Consider the following 18,136-nt stretch of genomic DNA (forward strand, 5'->3'; position numbering starts at 1 on the left):
CGCCTGTTCCGCTCTCTCCTGCCGCTCCTTGCCGCATTTGGCGCGCTGGCCGCTGCGCCTGTCGCCCATGCCGAACGCATCAAGGATCTGGGCACATTTCAGGGCGTGCGCCCCAACCAGCTGACCGGGTACGGCATCGTCGTGGGTCTGGCCGGCACTGGCGACGACAGCATCGAATATGCGACGCAGGGCATGAAGGGCGTCGTCTCCCGCTTCGGCCTCACCTTGCCGCAGGGCGTCAATCCGGCGCTCAAAAATGCAGCGGCGGTGCTGGTGACGGCGGATCTGCCCGCTTTCGCCAAGCCCGGCCAGCGGCTGGACGTCACCGTGTCGGCGCTGGGCAAGGCCAAGTCGCTGCGCGGCGGCACGCTGATCATGACCCCGCTGCGCGGCGCGGACAATGAAATCTACGCCATGGCGCAGGGCAATCTGGCCGTTGGCGGTCTGGGCGTGTCCGGCGCGGACGGCAGCCAGGTATCGGTCAACATTCCCTCGGCCGGCCGCATTCCGGAAGGCGGCACGGTCGAACGCGCCGTCGCCACCGGTTTCGACACCGCGCCGACGCTGACCTTCAACCTGTCCGAAGCCGACCTGACCACCGCGCTGCGGGTGGCGGACGGCATCAACAAGACCTTCGGCGATCGCCGCGCCCGCGCGACTGACGCCGTATCGGTCGCGATCGACGCCACGCCGGGCGCGGAAGACCGCATCCTGATGATGGGCATGATCGAGAATATCGAGATCACGCCGGCCGATGCGCCAGCCCGCGTCATCGTCAACGCCCGCACCGGCACCGTGGTCATCAACGGCGCGGTCAAAATCCATCCGGCCGCCGTCGCCCATGGCAAATTGACCGTCAGCGTCAATGAAAGCCCCCGCGTCGTCCAGCCCGCGCCCTTCAGCCAGGGGCAGACCGCGACCGAGCAATCGAGCAACATCAGCATCGACGAACAGAAAAAACCGATGGTGAATTTTAAAGGTGGGGCGTCGCTGGCCGATATAGTGAAGGCGGTCAACGCCATCGGGGCCTCCCCGGCGGACATGGTCGCGATCCTTGAGGCGCTGAAACAAGCGGGCGCGATGAAAGCGGAGCTGGTGGTATTGTGATGCAGGTATCGAGCGTTTCCGCCACGGGCAGCCAGCCCGCCACCGCCGAAACGAAGGCGGCGCTGCAAAAAGCGGCGCAGCAGTTCGAGGCAGTGTTCCTGCGCCAGATGATCGGCGCGATGCGATCGGCCAGCCTGGCCGAAGGCATCACCGATTCCAGCGCCACCCAGCAATTTCAGGACATGGCCGACGCCCGCACCGCCGACGCCATGTCGTCCAAGGGCGCGATGGGCATCGCCGAATTGCTGATGAAGCAATTCGGCGCGCGTGTTGCCGACACCGCCGCCCCCGTGGCCGCGAAGTCGGGTGACGCCGCATGAGCGACCTGTTCGTCATCGGCGCTTCGGGCACCAAGGCCTATCGCACCGCGATGGCGGCGATTTCGGAGAATATCGCCAACGCCAGCACGGCGGGCTATGCGCGCCGTTCGGTGACGACGGTCGAATCCGGTTCCTCCACCGCGACGATGGCGACCTATATCGCGCGCGCCAATTTTGGCGGCACGCAGGTGTCGGGCGTCAATCGCGCCAGCGATCCCTATCTGGACGCGACCGTCCGTTCGACCGGCATGGCGCTGGGCAGCGTGACAGCGCGCCAGCGCTGGCTGGACGACGCGGAAACCGCGCTGAACGACACCAGCACCGGCATCGGCCAGCTGATGACCGGCATGTATCAAAATCTGGAGAAGCTGGCCGCCAGCCCGACCGATACGTCGTTGCGCGTCACGTCGCTCGACAGCATCAGCCGCATTGCGCAGGCGTTCAACCAGACCGCCGCCGACCTGACCAATGTATCCGCCGGGATCAAGACCGAAGCGCAGACGTCGGTCGACACGATCAACGGCGCTCTGTCTTCACTGGCCGACATCAACAACAGCCTGCTGCGCGCGCAGCCGGGCACGTCCGCCTACGCCCAGTTGCTCGACAGCCGCGATTCCGCCTTGCAGACCCTGTCGGAAAATCTGAACGTCACGGTCAATTTCGGCGCGCATGACAGCGCAGAAATCAGCTTTGGCGGCCAGACTCTGGTCAGCGGCAACAGCGCCGCCAGCCTGTCGCTGACCGCCAGCGCTACTGACGGCACGCTCTCGCTCAGCATGGCCGACGGCACCGCCCTTTCCACGCCGGCGAACGGCACGCTGGGCGGCCTGTTTTCCGCTGCCGACACGGTCGCCGATCGCCGCAGCGAACTCGACACGCTGGCCCAGCAATTCGTGACCGATGTGAATGCATGGCATGCGAAGGGCGTTACGGACGCCGGCACGCAGGGCGCGGCGCTCCTGTCGGGCACGAGCGCTGCGACCATGGCCGCGCTGATCGCCGATCCGGCGCAACTGGCCACCAGATCGGCCGACGGCACCATCAACGGCAATCTGCTGACCATCAATTCCACCCTGCGCGGCAATGGCAGCGTGGAGCAGAACTGGACATCGCTGATCGCGACCCACGCCAACCTCATGTCGGCGACCAAGGCCGAATATGAAACCGCCAACAGCCGCAACGACCAGGCGGTCGCCGCGCGCGAGGCCGTGAGCGGCGTCGATCTGGACATGGAGGCGGCCGATCTGCTGCGCATCCAGCAAGCCTATTCGGCGTCGGCCAAGATTCTCCAGGTGGCCAAGGACACCATCGATTCCATCTTGCAGATCATGTGATCGGAAAGGACTGACCCATGGTAGGCATCACCAACAAGATCATGCTCGCGGAAATGCGCCGCCAGCAGAAATTGTCGCAGGACATTGTCGACGGCCAGACCGCCATTTCCAGCGGCATCACGCTCAACAAGCCGTCGGACGATCCACTCGCCTGGGTGCAGGTATCCGACGTTGGCCGGGCGCAGGCGCAGCAGGCCGCCTGGGCCGCCAATGTCAGCTATGGCACGACCCGCGCCAGCAATGCCGAAGCCAATCTGTCGGAAATCGACAGCCTGCTGACGCGCGCGCAGGAACTGGCCACGTCGGCTCGCAACGGATCGCTCAACGACACCAGTCGCGCCGCCATCGTGGAAGAGCTGACGACGATCAAGGCGACGATAGGCGAACTGGTCGACCAGAAGGATTATCAGGGCGTGTCCGTGTTCGACGACCAGCAGAGCGTGCTGGTGCCGCTGAGCCGCGGCCTCAATCTGGCCGTCGTGGGCACCAAGCAGGATGTGGCGGAAGGCATTGACGTCAACGGCACGTCCATGTCGATCAACGACATTCTCGATCAGACGATCGCCGCCGTCCAGTCGAACGACGACAGCGCCATCGCCGCGTCGGTGGAGGCGGTGCAATCGGCGCAAAGCCATATCGCGGTCGAGCAGGCCAAGCAGGGTGTGCGCGGCGACCGGCTGGAAACGATCGGCAACCGCCTGACCGACGTCAGCACCGACCTGACCGAACGGCGCGCCGACCTCGAATCGACCGATTTGCAGAATGTCATTTCGCGTTTGCAGGCCAACCTGCTCCAGCTCGACGCCGCCCAGTCGGCATTCGCGCGGATCAATCAGCAGACATTGTTCGACCTGATCAAATAAGCAGGAAATCGGCGGGGCGTCCTAAAGCGAACGTCAACAAAGCCGTATTAACCATCTGACAGGCATCCTCTGCGATGCTGCATCGGTCTGGACCTGCGGGTCTTTATTTCGGGGATAAGCATGTTTCCAATCATCGGCCTGGTCGTCCTGCTCGGCATGGTGTTCGGCGGCTTCGTCTTCACCGGCGGCGACATCGGCCCCGTCCTGCACGCCCTGCCCCACGAAATGCTGATCATCGGCGGCGCTGCTGTCGGCGCGCTGATCATCGGCAATTCGGGCGCCGATCTGAAAGCGCTGGGCGGCGGCCTGGGCAAGGTGTTCAAGGGACCGCAATATAAGAAACAGGATTTTCTCGACTGCATCTTCCTGGTCAGCAAGTTGATGAAGACGCTGCGCGTCGAAGGGCCGGTGGCGCTGGAGCCGCATATCGAAGATCCCGGCACATCGCCCATCTTCGGCGAATATCCCAAGCTGATGAAGGACAAGACGCTGATCCACCTGATCAGCGACACGCTGCGCCTGGTCGTCGTTTCGTCCGGCACGCTCGATCCGCATGCGGTGGAGGAGGTGATGGACAACAGCCTCAAGACCCATCATCACGAAGCGCTGAAACCCGCAGACAATCTGCAAGGTCTGGCCGACGCCCTGCCCGCGCTGGGCATCGTCGCGGCGGTGCTGGGCGTGGTGAAGACCATGGGGTCGATCGACCAGCCGCCTTCGGTGCTGGGCGCGATGATCGGCTCCGCGCTGGTCGGCACTTTCCTTGGCGTGTTGCTGGCCTATGGCATGGTCAACCCCTTCGCCAATCGCTGCCGCGCGGTGATCGAGCAGGACGGGGCGATCTATCATGTCGTCAAGCAGATCATCATCGCGTCGCTGCACGGCCATCCGCAGCCGCTGGTCATCGAAGCGGCGCGCTCCAGCCTGATCCACGCCAACCAGCCCGGCTTTGCCGAGGTGTTTGACGGCATGCGGAACAAATAAGCCATGGCGGAGAAGAAGCGCGGCGCGAACGAGCCTGAACCAAGGCCGATCATCGTCAAGAAGATCATTGTCGACGGACATGGCGGCCATCATGGCGGCGCCTGGAAAGTGGCCTATGCCGACTTCGTGACGGCGATGATGGCGTTCTTCCTGCTGATGTGGCTGCTGGGCGCGACCACCGAAAAGCAGCGCAAGGCGCTGGCCGACTATTTCACGCCGACGCTGGTCGAACTGAAGATGAATTCGGCCGGATCGACCGGCATGTTCGGCGGCGACAGCCTGATGGCGAAGGAAAATTACCCGACCACCGGCGGTCAGGGCAATCTGGCCATCACCATTCCGCGCGACGCCACCGGCACCAAGGATCAGGGCGGCAAGGCGATGCGCGCCGCCGACCGGCAGAAATTCGAATCGATCAAGAAGCAGCTGGAAGAGCGCATGGCCAAGGGGGGCCTGGCCAAGCTGCGCAAAAATGTGCGCTTCACCGAAACGCGCGAAGGGCTGCGCATCGACCTGATCGACGAGGCCGATTTCGCGATGTTCGCCATGGGCACGGACCAGTTGGTCCCGCAGGCCCGCGCGCTGATCGGCGAAGTCGCCTCCGCGCTCAAGACCATGCCCAATGCGCTGATCGTGCGTGGGCATACCGATGGCCTGCCCTATGCCTCAGGACGCTCGATGAACAATTGGCGCCTGTCCTCCGCCCGCGCCGAAGCGACCCGCCAGGCGCTGTCCGACACCGGCATCGGCAATGACCGCTTCGCCCGGATCGAGGGCGTGGCCGACCGCGAGCCGTTCATCAAGGGTGACGCCTATGATCCGCGCAACCGGCGCATGTCGATCATCCTGGGCTGGAGCCGTGGCGGCCATGACGCGAGCGACGACGCGGAGCAGGACGCCGAGACGCAGGCCGCGATCAAGGAGAGGGACGACCCGCACCGCATCGCGGTGGAGCAGGCGCGCAAGCTGGACATGGGCGGCACCGGCCTTCCCACCGGCGCGCAACTGGTCAATCCGACCGCGGCCGGCACATCCAGCAAGCCGGGCAAGCATTGACGCCAGAAAGCATCATCGCCCTAACTTCGCATTTTTCCCGCAAGTTTGGACGTTTCCGTACAAGAGACGGACATTATCTTACGGTCATCTGACCCGGCATCCGCACTGTTTCACCATTGGAGCGGTGTAGGACAGGCTGGCGATCGCCAGCCCCCTTCCCTTACCACAGCACCCCGTCGACCGGCTCCACCGGCGGCGGCGCGGGCAGGCCGATCGCCTGATTGAGGTCGCCCTCGATCGTCGTCGTAATGGCGTTGAGCGGCAGGTCGTGCACGTCATTGCCGAACGGATCGACCAGATCGTCGCCAATCTGCAGGACCGCCAGGAACATGAAGCCCGCGACCGCCGACCCCACCGGCGTCGCCATGCCCAGCGTTTCGACCAGTCCGACCGGCAGCAGGATACAGAACAACCGGGTGAAATATTTGGGGAAAGCGCGATATTGGGCGGGCAGCGGCGTATTTTTGATCCGCTCCATCCCCCCTTGCGCGTTGGACATGTCGACCAGCATGCCTTCGACCCGGCTTTGCAATATGGTGTCGATCCAGCCGCGCTTGACCGCGTCCATCAACAGCCGGTCCGACCCGTCGAGCAGGCCGTTGGCCGGATTCTTGCGCGCCAGTTCCTCCAGCGGTTCGTCCGTTTCCAGCACGCGCCGCACATCGGGCGCCGGATCCTGCCGCCGCAACTGACAGCGCAGCGCATGGACATAGGCGATATGGCGCTTGACCAAAGTCGCGCCCATTGCTCGCGCTTCGGGCGTGTCGGGCAGATAGGCGAGGACGGCGCGGGCGAAACTGCGCGAGACATTGACCATCGCGCCCCAGAGGATGCGCCCTTCCCACCAGCGCGAATAGGCGCTGTTGACGCGAAAGCCGAGCACCAGCGCGAGCGCCGTGCCGAAGATGGTGAGCGGCAGCGCAGGCGCCTTGAAAGGCGACATATAATAGAAAATGGTGACCGCCAGATCCCAGAAGAAGAGCGCGATCAGCGCGCTCCACGCTTTCTGGAAACTCTGCCGGATGCGCGGGGATCGACCGACGATCATGACAGGAAACTACTGGAGGCTCAGAGGGCGTCGCCGCCCTCCTCGTCCAGTTTCAGCCAGGCGTGGCGCAGCGCAAGGCCGCCGACGATGCCCACGATCTTGAGCAGCGTAGCGTGCAATGTCGGCGTGCTGTCCGCCAGGGCGAAGCCCAGACAGATGAGGCACAGCAGCATCGCCGCATAGACCGGCAGCGCTTCAATATCGTTCCAGGCGATGGGCGGATCAGCCTTGGCGCGGGGTGGATTGAGCATCGGCATAGGGGAAACTCCGATTGGGGGACGGGGTGTTTCCAACCAAAATGATGCGGCGCAAAAGCCTCCGTCAACGCGCCGCAACCGATGCAACCCTGCCTTGCGTTTCGCAAAACTCCGAAAGAAAAGCTTACAAAAGCGTCGTTTTCCAGAGACGCAGCAACAAAAACATGCGCCCGTGCAACAGCATGCCTATTGCACCGCAGCATCGCTTCCCTAGCTTCTCTTGAATGGCCGACCGTTTTGCCGAAATCGAATCCTTCGTGAAAATTGCCGAATCGGGCACCCTGTCCGAAGCGGCAAAAAGGCTGGGCCTGTCGCTCGCCGCGACCAGCCGTCGCCTGTCCCAACTGGAGCAGCGGCTGGGCGTGATGCTGATCCGCCGCAACAGCCGGCATTTGTCGCTGACCGACGAAGGATCGCTGCTCTATGAGGGCGCGGGCCGGGCGCTGTCGGCGATCGACGATATTGAAACCGACGTCATGCGCCGCGCGACCGAAGCGAGCGGGCCGCTGCGCGTGGTGACGACGATCGGCGCGGCACGGATGCGGCTGGCCCCGATTTTTCGCCAATATGCCACGCTGCATCCCGATGTGACGGTGCATCTGGAGACGGCCGAACAGGCGACCAATATCGTCGAGAGCGGGCATGACATTGCGCTATGCTTCGATCCGCCGCCCGATTCCGCCCTGACCATGAAGCGGCTGACCGACAATCCCCGCCTGCTCTGCGCCGCACCCGACTATCTCAACCGGCGCGGCCGGCCCGGCAGCGTCCATGATCTGGCGGTACATGACAATATCGTCGCCGGCCCGGTGCAGCAGGATTTGTGGCGCAATTTGCTGGGCGATGCGCCGGGACCGCGCGTGACGCTGAGCACCAATGACGGTGAACTGGCGCGCGCCTGGGCGCTGGACGGCGCGGGCATCGTACTGAAATCCATGTGGGAAGTGTCTGACGATCTGGATGCCGGGCGGCTGCAACCCGTATTGCCCGACGTGACCCTGCCGGCCGCGTCGATCGTGGCGCTCTATATGCCGGGGCAAGGGGAAATGGCCAAGGTCCGCTCCTGCCTCGATTTTCTGGCCCGGCATCTGAACAAGGGCCTGGCGGCCGCGTGAGCCTATTCTGATCAACCAGGAGCCGTTCATTTCGAACGAAGGCGAGAAACGAGAAGGGCAGTTCCTGCCGCTTCTCGACTGCGCTCGAGGCGAACGGAGATGGTGTTAGACTCGTCGGAAGGGAAAAGGCGCGGTCGTCCGCTCATAGCTGTGCAGGTCCAGCGCGCGCGTGACCGGCGGCAGGGCGCGGTCGGGGCAAGCGCGCCGTTCGCACAAATGACAGGTCGGGCCGACTTCGGTCGCCTCCCCCTTTTCGGGATCGATGCCGTCGGCATGGAGAATGCGCGCCGCATGCTTCGCCTCGCACCCCAGCGCGATGACCGATCGGCCCCGCGCCTCGCCATGGGGCAGGCCGATCGCCAGCGTCAGAAAGCGTTTGCCGTCCAGCGTCTCGATCAGTTGCGGCGTCACCCGGTCCGACTCCTGCGGCCCATGCGCGTCCCAGCGCGGGCAGGTGCCGCCATAGCGGGCGAAGGGCCATGCCTCGCCATCGAAACGCTTGGACACGATTCCGGCGCGGTCGATCTTCGCCATGAAGAAGGGAACGCCGCGCGCGCCAGTGCGGTTGAGGCTGGTCAGGCGATGCGCGACCTGTTCGGTCGACGCGCCGAACCGATCGCGCAGCAGGGCGATGTCATGGCGTGACTGGTCGGCCGCCTGGCGAAAGCGATCATAGGGCATGACCAGAGCCGCGGCGGCATAGTTGGTGAGCGCGATGCTGGCGAGGCGACGGCTATCCTCATCAGGGGGCGCGGCGCGGGCGACCTGCGCAGCGATGGCATCGGCCAGTTCCTGCGCGCAGAGATGATAGGCGATGGCGAAAAGACGACCGGACGCGGGCAGCCGTTCGCTGAGCATCAGCCGTCGTCGGTGCATGTCATAATGGCGCAACGTGCCCGCCAGCACATCGGCGCGCACCACCTGCACGTTCATGCCGTGGCGATCCTTCAGGCGCGTGCGCAATTCCGCCTGGAGCAGTGCAGGATCATCCGACAAGGTGGCGGCGAGGCTTTCCGCGCCGGCGTCGATCTCGGCGAAATGATTGCCCGCCCGCGCGATGGTTTCGCGCAACCAGTCGACCGGGGCGACCAGTGGCGCCGGGCCGCTGCGGGCGACCGCCTCGCCCGGCAGGCGGCGCAGGTCGCCCAGCGCGCGATAGAAGCGGGCGATCGCTTCGCTGACGCCGGGATAATTTTCCGCGACCTCCAGCACTTCGTCCCGCGCAATGCCGATGTCGCGGACCAGCGCGTCGGACAATATTTCACTCAGTTCCCCCGGCCCGCCCTCCGCCGGGGTCGCGGTGAAATCGCGAATGTCGATGTCATAGGTGTTGGCGAGCCGCAGCAGCATTTGGGCGGTCAGGGGGCGCTGGTTGCGCTCCAGATGGTTGAGATAGCTGGGGGATACGCCCAGTTCCTCGGCCATGCGGGTCTGATTGAGGCCCAGTTCGCGGCGCAGCACGCGCAGCTTTGGCCCCAGATAGAGTTTGCGGTCGGTCAGCTCTGCCATAAAGTCACTATGTCATAGAATGACAATATGACCAAATCAGTTTGTGACTTACGGCCACTCATCGGCCTTACGCATATGCGCCAAGCTGTCTATTTCGGTGTCCATCGCCCCACGGGGCCACAGGACGAGGACAAAGACATGACCACCGACACGATCGAAAAGCCCGAACCCGCCCGGTCGCGCGCGGTTTTCAGCCAGCAGGATTTCGGCCTGATCCGCACCGCGATCGCCCATTATCTCAAGGAAGTGCAGGACAAGCCGGAATCGGTTAAGTACGCCAATCTCTATCACCGGCTGGGCCGGGTCGCCTGATCGGCCATCAGAGAGTGTGACACGAAAAAGGGCGCGGGATCACTCCCGCGCCCTTTTCTCTGCCCAACCTCATCGATCAGAAGAAGGTGGTCAGCCCGTAGAAGAGCGCGCCGATCGCCGCTGCCGCAGGCAGGGTCACGACCCAGGCGACGATGATGCTGGACGCCACGTTCCAGCGCACAGCCGACAGGCGACGCGACGCACCCACGCCCACGATTGCGCCAGTGATGGTGTGCGTAGTGGACACCGGCACACCCAGATGGGTCGCCATGAACAGGGTGATCGCGCCGCCCGTTTCCGCGCAAAAACCCTGTGCCGGGGTCAGGCGGGTGATCTTCGACCCCATGGTATGAACAATCTTCCAGCCGCCCAGCAGCGTGCCAAGGCCCATCGCCGCCTGACAGCTGAGCACCACCCACATCGGCACATGGAAGCCGCCGGTCAGCATGCCCTGCGAATAGAGCAGCACGGCGATGATCCCCATCGTCTTCTGCGCATCATTGCCGCCATGGCCCAGCGAATAGAGCGAGGCGGAGACGAGTTGCAGCTTGCGGAATACCCGATCGGCGCCCTGCGGCGTGAATTTGCGGAAGATCCAGCTGATGACCAGCACCAGCATCAGCGCCAGAAAAAGGCCGACGGCGGGCGAGATGACGATGGCGGCGCTGGTCTTGAACACGCCGCTCCACACCACCGCGCCAAGGCCAGCCTTGGCCGTGCCCGCGCCCAGCAGGCCGCCGATCAGCGCGTGGCTGGAGGAGGACGGAATGCCCAGCCCCCAGGTGATGAGGTTCCAGGCGATCGCCCCCATCAGCGCGCCGAAAATGACCTGCGCGTCGATGATGCTGGCGTCGACAATGCCCTTCCCCACCGTTTCGGCGACATGCAAGCCAAAGAAGAGGAAGGCGATGAAGTTGAAGAAGGCGGCCCAGGCGACCGCATATTGCGGTTTGAGCACACGGGTCGACACGATGGTCGCGATCGAGTTGGCGGCGTCGTGCAGGCCGTTCAGGAAATCGAACAGCAAGGCGACGCCGATCAGTGCGATCAGCAGCGGCAAGGCGATATGGGCGTCCATGGCGAGTTACACTCTGTCCTGCATGGATCGTAGCATCCTAATTCCGTTCGTTTCGAGCGCAGTCGAGAAACAAGATGCGCGCGCTGTCCGCTTCTCGACTATGCTCGAAGCAAACGGGGGGGTGTGATGTGTCGACCAATCAGGCGTGGTCGATGACCAGGCCGGAAATCTCGTTGGCGACGTCTTCGAAGCGATCCGTCACCTTTTCCAGATGGCTGTAAATCTCGTTCCCGACGATGAAGTCCATCGGATTGCCGGCGCGCGCCTGTTCATAAAGGGCCTTGAGGCCGGCTTCGTGCAGGATGTCGGCATGCCCCTCCAGCTTGACCAGCCGTTCGGTCAGGTCGTGCAGGCGGGTGGCGTTGAGGTTGAGCGAGCGCAGCAGCGGCGTCGCTTCCGCCGTGATGCGGGCGCATTCCACGATCAGGGCGCTCATATCCTGCATCTGCGAGGGAAATTCCTTCACGTCGAACAGGGCGATCGCCTTGGCGGTCTGGTTCATCTGGTCAATCGCGTCGTCCATCACGCCGATCAGGCCGGTGATGGCGCTGCGATCGAACGGGGTGACGAAGATGCGGCGCACATCCTGAAGCACGTCGCGGATGATGTCGTCCGCCTCATGCTCCTGATCGGAAATGGTCTTGATATGCTCGGCCATGTCCGGGCCGCCCTTGAGCAGCCGGGCCAGCGCGTCGGCGCCCGCGACAAGCGTGGCGGCATGATCCTCGAACTGCTCGAAGAAGCGCCCCTGCTTGGGCATCAGCGCATGAAACCAGCGCAGCATTCCAGTCCTTTCACTTTGCTTTTCGCGGATCGCCAGCAGCATCCGGATGAACCAGCCCGGATCGGCGGGCGGTTCACGGAAAGCCGCGATGATCGACTTCAAATCAGGTTCGTCGACCGCGCCTGCGGCTTCGGCGACCGGAAACCAGCGCAATTCCCTCTGGCCCTGTTCGGGCCATTGCGTCAGGTGGCCCGTGACCGCAAGCGGAAAAACCTCCACCGTCGCTTCGCGCGACCCGCCCTTGCGCTTGCGCTTGTCATAAACATAGCGGCCCAGCGGCGCGGGACAGGCGATGCCGTGGATGCCGGCTTCTTCATAGGCTTCGAGTTCGGCGGCGCGATGGCCGGCCAGCCCCTTGATCCGGTTGCCCTTGGGAATCACCCAGCGCCGCGTGTCGCGCGACGTGATGAGCAATATCTGCATCGATCCGTCGGCGGCGGTGGAATAGGGCAAGGCGGCGATCTGACGCATGGAACGCTTGTAACGAAATTGTCACAATGCGCAAGATTCCTGTACCCTGCGCCGACGGGACGCGCGTCCCATCAGCGCAGGGCAACCTTATAGTCTTAGAGCGAGAAGCGCGCCGTCACGCGGATGTCGCGGCCGGCAAGCGGGGCGAAATCCTTGAGCACGCTGGCGTGGCGGCGGGCCTCCACATCGAAGATATTGTTCGCCGACAGCATCAGCGTGGTGCGGTCATTGCCCTTGAACGGCTTAAACGACAGCGACGCATTGACCAGCGTGAAGCCGTCGGTCGGCGTTTCGGTTTCGGCGATGCGATTCTGTTCGAACACATGTTCGACCTCGGCCCGGGCGCTGATGCGGTCGCCCTGCGCCTCAATCCCGCCCAGCAGGCGCAGCGGAGGGATGCGCGGCGCCGGGCCGCTGCCCTTGATGGTGGCGCGGACATAGTCGGCAACGCCATCCAGATTGATCGCATAGCCGCCCAGTTGCGCCAGCTTCACCGACCCTTCGGCTTCGAAACCATAATAGCGGGCATCGGCCTGATTATAGGCATAGCAGGGGAATTCCAGGTCCGCCCCGCCATTGGCGGCCTGACATACGCTGTCGGCGACGATCGTGTCGTAGATATAGCCGCTGAACCAGTTATGATAGGCGGCGAGGCTGACGCTATAGCCTTCCCCCTTTCCGCGCACCGTGCCTTCGACGCCCCAGCTCTTTTCCTTGCCAAAGCCGGGATCGCCCAGTTCGAAGGCCTGCGTGCCGGCATGATTGCCACGGGCGAACAATTCCTCGGCCGACGGCGCACGTTCGCTGCGCGAGGCATTGATGCCCGCGCGCCAGCCGGGCAGGATTTCCTGACTGATGCCGATCGAGCCGGACAGGGCATTGAAGCTGCGCTGATAGCCGCCCACGAACAGATCGGCGTCGGGATTGGAGGTCAGGTCGGTATGTTCGAACCGGCCGCCCGCCTCGATCCGGGTGCTGCCCAGGTCGAGCGACTGAAGGGTGAAGACGCCCAATTGGTTGGTTTCATTCTTCGGCAGGAATTTCTCCTCGCCGATCGCTTCGAACCGGCGGGTGAAGAATTGTGCGCCGAACGCACCATCCCAACCGCCCTGCCGCGCCTGAATAAATTCCAGCCGGCTTTCCATCGACTGATTCTTGAACGTCGTGCCGACTTCGCCGGTCGGTTCGATCTCTTCATGCTGATAGTCGGCGAAACCGGCGCGCAGACGGATGCTGTCCAGGAAACCGCCGCCGGTCGCCACTTCGCCGCGCAGATCGACGCGGGTCTGCTTCATCGACAGCGTCACATCCTCATGGGTGTGGCCGGGTTCTTCGTCATGGTCATGATCGTCGCCGTCATGATCGTGATCATGCTCTTCCGTCACGTCGATGCGCGAGGGCACGCCATAGCGATTTTCGCTATGCGCCACCGACACGCCCAGATTGCCACCGTCGCCGACATAGGCGAAGCCGCCGGCCACTTCCCAGGTTTCGGCTGCGGTGTTGGGCAGCTTGCCCTTCCACTGGCCATCTTCGCGAATTTCCGCATCGTCCGACTGGGCGGCGAGCGCCCGCATCGGCTTTGACAGGATATAGCCGCCGGTGCGCAGATCGTCGGTCTTGGTCCAGCTGCCATCGACATGGACGACGAAATTCTGGGTGAGCGGCGCTTCCACTTCGCCGCTGACCGTGCGTTCATTCGCGGCGCTGCCATAGGTGGCGATGCCTTCGACATGGATCGGCTCATCGGGCACGCGGCGCGGGATGCGGCTGTCGATCACATTGACCACGCCGCCGATCGCCGAAGAGCCATAAAGCAGGGCGGCGGGGCCACGCAGCACCTCGATCCGGTCAGCGGTCAGCGGATTGATCGCAACGGCGTGGTCGACCGACGTGTTGGACACGTCGAAGCTGCCGATGCCGTCGGTCAGGATGCGCACCCGCTCCCCCTGGAAACCGCGCAGGATGGGACGCGATGCATTGGGGCCGAAGGAGGTGGCCGATACGCCAGGCTGGCGCGCCAGCGTCTCACCGATGCTGGGGCGCAGGTCGCGGGTCAGCCTGTCTCCGGTCAGGACAGACGTGCCCGAAAGAATATCGCCCTGCTTGCGGGGGATCAGCGCGGTGACGACAATGTCTGCGCGCTGGTCATGATATTGGGTGTCAGCCGCATCGGGCGCTGCATCATCGGCGAAGGCAGGAAAAGCAAGGCACAGCGCGGGCAAGGCGCAGCCGGCGCGCAGCAGCATGGAGCGAGGCATGGAAATCAACCCTTTGGTTCTTGTGTGATGTGACCCTGTATCCAGTATGTTACATCATATCAAGATCAGCTTAGCGCATTTCCGCTGCGGCGCGGCATTAAATATCGGTCATGTTCAGAGGATTATCCGATCGGATTGAATCGGATAATCCTCCAATTTTCTTTTGTTTTCCGCATTCTGTGGAGCCGTCGGCTGTCCAGCCGGCTTCAGAATGCTTTACAGGAACAGAAACTCCGCCAGCGCCTCGACCGCCGGCTTTTCCGCGGCGCGGGGCGCAACCGCCTGCCGCACTTCGATCGCGGGCAAGGGCATGTCGAGCGCCAGCCGCCCGATGCCGCCGATCCGCCCCAGATCCCGCGCCAGCGTGCCGAAGGCCGCGAAATAGCCCGCCCCGTCGCGCAAGGCGGCGATGATCTCGAACATATTGTCGCTTTCCAGCAGGGCCGGCAGCGCCCGCACCCGCCCCTTCGCCAGCGCAGCGTCAATCACTTCGCGCATCCCGCCATGCGGCTCCATCGTCAGCATGGAGGTCATCGCCAGATCTTCGCGGCTGACGCTGTCGGCGCGCGCCAGAGCGTGACCGGCGCCGGCATAGAGGTTGAGCGGTTCCGACCAGCCATAGCGCGAGGCGCAACCCGCCGGCTCCTCCAGCGCATAGAAATAGGCGATGTCCGCCCGGCCGCTGGCCAGCGCGGCCATCGCCTGCTGCGCGCTATGGACATGCAGGTCGAGTGCGATGGCAATATCCTCATTCGCCGCCTCGAACGCGGCGAGCGCATCCTGCAACTGGCCGAAGATCGGCGCCGGCGCGGCCAGGACGATGGTCTGGCGCGCAGGTTCGGGCGGCGTAGCGGGAGCCGGCGGCGCGGTGGGAATGGTCGCAGGCGGGCTTTCGGGCGAAGGATCAGCAGGCGGCGCTTCGCCTTGCGGGTGCGGCCCATCCTCCGTCAGCAGGGTCATGGCCTGCGCGGTCTTGCGCCCGGCCGCAGTGAGCCGCGTCGGGCCATCCAGATCGTCAAACAAGCGATAGCCCAGCCGCATTTCCAGCGATGCGATGTCGCGCAGCACCTGATCGACCGAAACACCCAGATCGCGGGCGCAGCGCGCCACATCACCGGCCGCCACCATCTGCGCAAAAACATCCAACTGGCGCAGGGGCGGGCTGTTCATATCTGCGTGATAGAGGAAATGGCCGGCGGGAGTAAGGGCGATCTTCCGCCTTTTCCGCAAGGGCTTGCAGAAACGCCCTGCCCCGTCAGTCGCTTATGTCGCGCATCAGCGCGATCAGCCCGGCAGACCCGCTTGCCCCCGTCTTGGCGACGATGGCGGCGCGGTGGTCCTCTATCGTCTTGGGGCTAAGCCCCAGCTCCGCCGCAACCATCTTGTTGCTCATGCCCTGCGCCAGCCTTTCGAGCACATCCCGTTCGCGCGGCGTCAACGCGGCGATGCACAGCAACGCGGCGCGACGGCGGCGGCTCCAGGCGACGGCTTCGGCCACCGCATCGATCAGCCGATCCTCGTCGAGCGGCTTTTCCAGATAGTCGAGGCCGCCATAACGGCGAATCGCATCCACGGCATTGGCGGTCGTGGGCCAGGCGGTCATGAAGATGATCGCGACGCCGGGGTCGCGCTGGCGTATCTGTTCGGCGAGGGAAAAACCGTCCGTATCGCCCATCATGACGTCGGTGACGAGGCAATGGGCTGCCTCCTGCGCCTGCGCCTCCAGCATCGCCTGCGGCGTCGAAAAGGCGCGAGTGGCATGGCCATGACGCCCCAGAAGCCGGGCGACGCTCTGGCCCAGGTCCAGATCGTCATCCACCACATGCACGACCGCACGGTCCAACGCTTCAGCCATGCGCAGCCTCCGCCACCGGCAGGCGCACGCTATGCCGGATGCGGCCGTCAGCCACGATCCGGTCCAGCCGTCCGCCATGCGCCTCCACAATGGCGCGTGCGACCAGCAGGCCCACCCCCATTCCGCCATGGTCCGGCACCCTGTCGGGCAAGGGATTGTCGATATGCACGACGGCATCCTGCCCGGCCCCATGGACGTCGATGACGATGTCCGCCCCCTGAGCGGCGGTCATGGCATTGCGGATCAGGTTGAGCAGCACCTGCGTCAGTTCAATCTCATGCCCCTGCACCAGCGGCGAGGGACCGGCATGGTCGAAGCGCAACCGGCAATTGTGGCGACGGGCTTCGGCGGCGGCGATGCCCAGACAATCCTGCACCAGCCGGTCGAGGGGGATGGCCGAGGGCTCATCGACGGCGCGGCCGCCAAAGCGCCGCAAGCGACGAACCATGTCGGCCAGCAGGGTCGCCTTGCGCTCGATCAGTTCCGCGCTCTGCCGCATGTCTTGCAGGTCGGGAGCATCATCCCGGCTGAGCGCCGCCATGTGGCGCGTCTCGATCGCCAGGGTGGACAAAGGCTGGCTGATTTCATGGATGATGGCGACGGACATGGCGCGCAGCGTCTTCAATCGCTCCGCCTGGAACAGGATGCGGTCGCGCCGGGCGATGTCCTGACGGGCGCGGACCTGCGTTTCGGCAAAGCTGGCGGCGAGATAGGCGGACATGGCCACCGCCGCGAGCCCCATATGCAGCGCAAAGCGGGTCGGCGTGGAGGCCAGAGAGGCCGACCATGGCAGGATGATCCCCGCAGACAGGATGATCGCGGCCCAGGCCCCGCTTCGCCCGCAGCGCAGGCCGACCCATGTTGCGCACAGCAGCACCGGCGTCATCGATATATCGGGTTCGACCTGCGCCAGAGCGGCCGCCAGCAGCCAGCCGACAGCAAGTACGATCGCCCCTTCGCCCGCACGAGCGCCCGATGGCAGCGCAAGCCCTTCGCGCTCCCCGCCATCGCCGATCAGCCACAGCAGGGCCGGCGCAACCAGCAGCACGCCCAGCAGATCGCCGACCAGAAAGGCGGCGATGGTGGTGGCGAAAGGCTGGGTCGACAGGTCCGGCGTCAGGCTGGGCCAGAGCCATTCCCACAGGCCGGCGAGGAAGGCGGCCAGCGTCGGCGACAGGATCGCGGCAAGGCCGAAGGGCATGGGCGGCAACGCCAGTTCCGACCGGCTGCGCCGCTCCACCCATCGCACCGCGCCGATCATGACGCCATAGGCCAGCGGCGCGCGCGCCACCCCCCAGATATGATTGAGCAGTTCGGGACTGGCGGTGTCGATCACGCCCGACAGCAGCTGGATCAGACATTCTTCCGCCACCACCAGCGGCGTCCAGCGCGCACCCACATGCCACATCAGCGCCAGCCGCACGCCCGCCGCCGGATACCAGAGGCTGAAGAAATGCGATCCGCCCCATGGACTGGCCATGAAATGCGCCAGCTTGAAGAGAAACGGATAGGCCGCCAGCAGCGCGATCAGCCGCCAGTCCGCGCGCAGCGACGCAGCCGCGAAAGCGGATCGGTCGGCAGAAAGGCGAAACAGCGTCATACTGCAATGTCTTACCCGACCGCCCTGCCCTGCCAAGCCGGGAAAATCCCTGTTGTTTCAATCTTCTCCGGGAAAAGCCCGGATAGCGGCACAGCCCATGCGCAGCCATCACCCGCTCAGCCGACCCCGAACGGGACGATTGGCTTCCGGGCGACGTACGCGACCCATGTCGCCCGGAACTT

At 64.5% G+C, this 18,136-nt stretch carries 17 protein-coding genes; 8 read left to right on the forward strand and 9 right to left on the reverse strand.

Annotation, left to right across the window (positions count from 1 at the left end):
• Positions 1–3: 3 nt before the first annotated feature.
• From ACFOKF_RS16080 to ACFOKF_RS16105, 6 genes are all read left to right on the forward strand, one after another.
• Positions 4–1,107 carry a flagellar basal body P-ring protein FlgI gene (locus ACFOKF_RS16080; protein WP_380797837.1) on the forward strand — a complete coding sequence of 368 codons (1,104 nt, stop codon included), beginning with the start codon at positions 4–6 and terminating at the stop codon, positions 1,105–1,107.
• Positions 1,107–1,427, forward strand: a complete 321-nt coding sequence (locus tag ACFOKF_RS16085) for a rod-binding protein (protein WP_380797838.1) — start codon at positions 1,107–1,109, stop codon at positions 1,425–1,427. Before ACFOKF_RS16080 ends, ACFOKF_RS16085 begins: the two co-directional genes overlap by 1 nt.
• Positions 1,424–2,761, forward strand: a complete 1,338-nt coding sequence (gene flgK / locus ACFOKF_RS16090) for a flagellar hook-associated protein FlgK (RefSeq protein ID WP_380796913.1) — start codon at positions 1,424–1,426, stop codon at positions 2,759–2,761. Before ACFOKF_RS16085 ends, flgK begins: the two co-directional genes overlap by 4 nt.
• A gap of 17 nt (positions 2,762–2,778) precedes the next feature.
• A complete protein-coding gene (locus ACFOKF_RS16095; protein ID WP_380796914.1) occupies positions 2,779–3,624 on the forward strand; it encodes a flagellin in 846 nt (281 codons plus the stop codon).
• Positions 3,625–3,744: 120 nt separating this feature from the next.
• Entirely contained in the window at positions 3,745–4,608 is an 864-nt protein-coding gene (motA, locus tag ACFOKF_RS16100; protein WP_380796916.1) for a flagellar motor stator protein MotA, read from the forward strand.
• Positions 4,609–4,611: 3 nt separating this feature from the next.
• Complete coding sequence (locus tag ACFOKF_RS16105) at positions 4,612–5,664, forward strand: flagellar motor protein MotB (RefSeq protein ID WP_380796918.1); 1,053 nt, start codon at positions 4,612–4,614, stop codon at positions 5,662–5,664.
• A 160-nt stretch (positions 5,665–5,824) separates the two neighbouring features.
• Here the strand turns inward: ACFOKF_RS16105 and ACFOKF_RS16110 are convergent, their stop codons facing one another.
• Both ACFOKF_RS16110 and ACFOKF_RS16115 read right to left on the reverse strand, forming a co-directional pair.
• Positions 5,825–6,712 (reverse strand): bestrophin family protein, encoded by an 888-nt coding sequence (locus ACFOKF_RS16110; RefSeq protein ID WP_380796919.1) that lies wholly within the window; start codon positions 6,710–6,712, stop codon positions 5,825–5,827.
• A gap of 20 nt (positions 6,713–6,732) precedes the next feature.
• Positions 6,733–6,969, reverse strand: a complete 237-nt coding sequence (locus ACFOKF_RS16115; RefSeq protein WP_093011074.1) for a hypothetical protein — start codon at positions 6,967–6,969, stop codon at positions 6,733–6,735.
• A 224-nt stretch (positions 6,970–7,193) separates the two neighbouring features.
• Here ACFOKF_RS16115 and ACFOKF_RS16120 point away from each other — a divergent pair, with 224 nt between their 5' ends.
• Positions 7,194–8,084 (forward strand): LysR family transcriptional regulator, encoded by an 891-nt coding sequence (locus ACFOKF_RS16120; RefSeq protein ID WP_380796921.1) that lies wholly within the window; start codon positions 7,194–7,196, stop codon positions 8,082–8,084.
• A 105-nt stretch (positions 8,085–8,189) separates the two neighbouring features.
• On the opposite strand, the gene ACFOKF_RS16125 is transcribed toward ACFOKF_RS16120, so the two are convergent.
• A complete protein-coding gene (locus ACFOKF_RS16125; protein WP_380796923.1) occupies positions 8,190–9,593 on the reverse strand; it encodes a helix-turn-helix domain-containing protein in 1,404 nt (467 codons plus the stop codon).
• 138 nt (positions 9,594–9,731) lie between these two features.
• Between ACFOKF_RS16125 and ACFOKF_RS16130 the strand changes: the two genes are divergently transcribed.
• Positions 9,732–9,905 carry a hypothetical protein gene (locus ACFOKF_RS16130; RefSeq protein WP_380796924.1) on the forward strand — a complete coding sequence of 58 codons (174 nt, stop codon included), beginning with the start codon at positions 9,732–9,734 and terminating at the stop codon, positions 9,903–9,905.
• Positions 9,906–9,981: 76 nt separating this feature from the next.
• Here the strand turns inward: ACFOKF_RS16130 and ACFOKF_RS16135 are convergent, their stop codons facing one another.
• The 6 genes from ACFOKF_RS16135 to ACFOKF_RS16160 form a co-directional block, all read right to left on the reverse strand.
• Positions 9,982–10,983, reverse strand: coding sequence for an inorganic phosphate transporter (locus tag ACFOKF_RS16135; RefSeq protein ID WP_380796925.1), 1,002 nt, complete (start codon positions 10,981–10,983; stop codon positions 9,982–9,984).
• A 139-nt stretch (positions 10,984–11,122) separates the two neighbouring features.
• Entirely contained in the window at positions 11,123–12,238 is a 1,116-nt protein-coding gene (locus tag ACFOKF_RS16140; RefSeq protein ID WP_380796927.1) for a DUF47 family protein, read from the reverse strand.
• A 95-nt stretch (positions 12,239–12,333) separates the two neighbouring features.
• A complete protein-coding gene (locus ACFOKF_RS16145) occupies positions 12,334–14,499 on the reverse strand; it encodes a TonB-dependent receptor (protein WP_380796928.1) in 2,166 nt (721 codons plus the stop codon).
• Between the two features lie 216 nt (positions 14,500–14,715).
• Positions 14,716–15,669, reverse strand: coding sequence for a LysR family transcriptional regulator (locus tag ACFOKF_RS16150; RefSeq protein ID WP_380796929.1), 954 nt, complete (start codon positions 15,667–15,669; stop codon positions 14,716–14,718).
• 85 nt (positions 15,670–15,754) lie between these two features.
• On the reverse strand, positions 15,755–16,354 hold the full coding sequence (locus ACFOKF_RS16155; protein WP_380796930.1) for a response regulator transcription factor: 600 nt from the start codon (positions 16,352–16,354) through the stop codon (positions 15,755–15,757).
• Positions 16,347–17,954: a sensor histidine kinase gene (locus ACFOKF_RS16160; protein WP_380796932.1), complete on the reverse strand. Its 1,608-nt coding sequence runs from the start codon at positions 17,952–17,954 to the stop codon at positions 16,347–16,349. Before ACFOKF_RS16160 ends, ACFOKF_RS16155 begins: the two co-directional genes overlap by 8 nt.
• Positions 17,955–18,136 lie beyond the last annotated feature (182 nt).

Origin of the sequence: Sphingobium rhizovicinum, from assembly GCF_042647625.1 — a bacterium.
In the GTDB taxonomy this organism is placed as follows: Bacteria; Pseudomonadota; Alphaproteobacteria; order Sphingomonadales; family Sphingomonadaceae; genus Sphingobium; species Sphingobium rhizovicinum.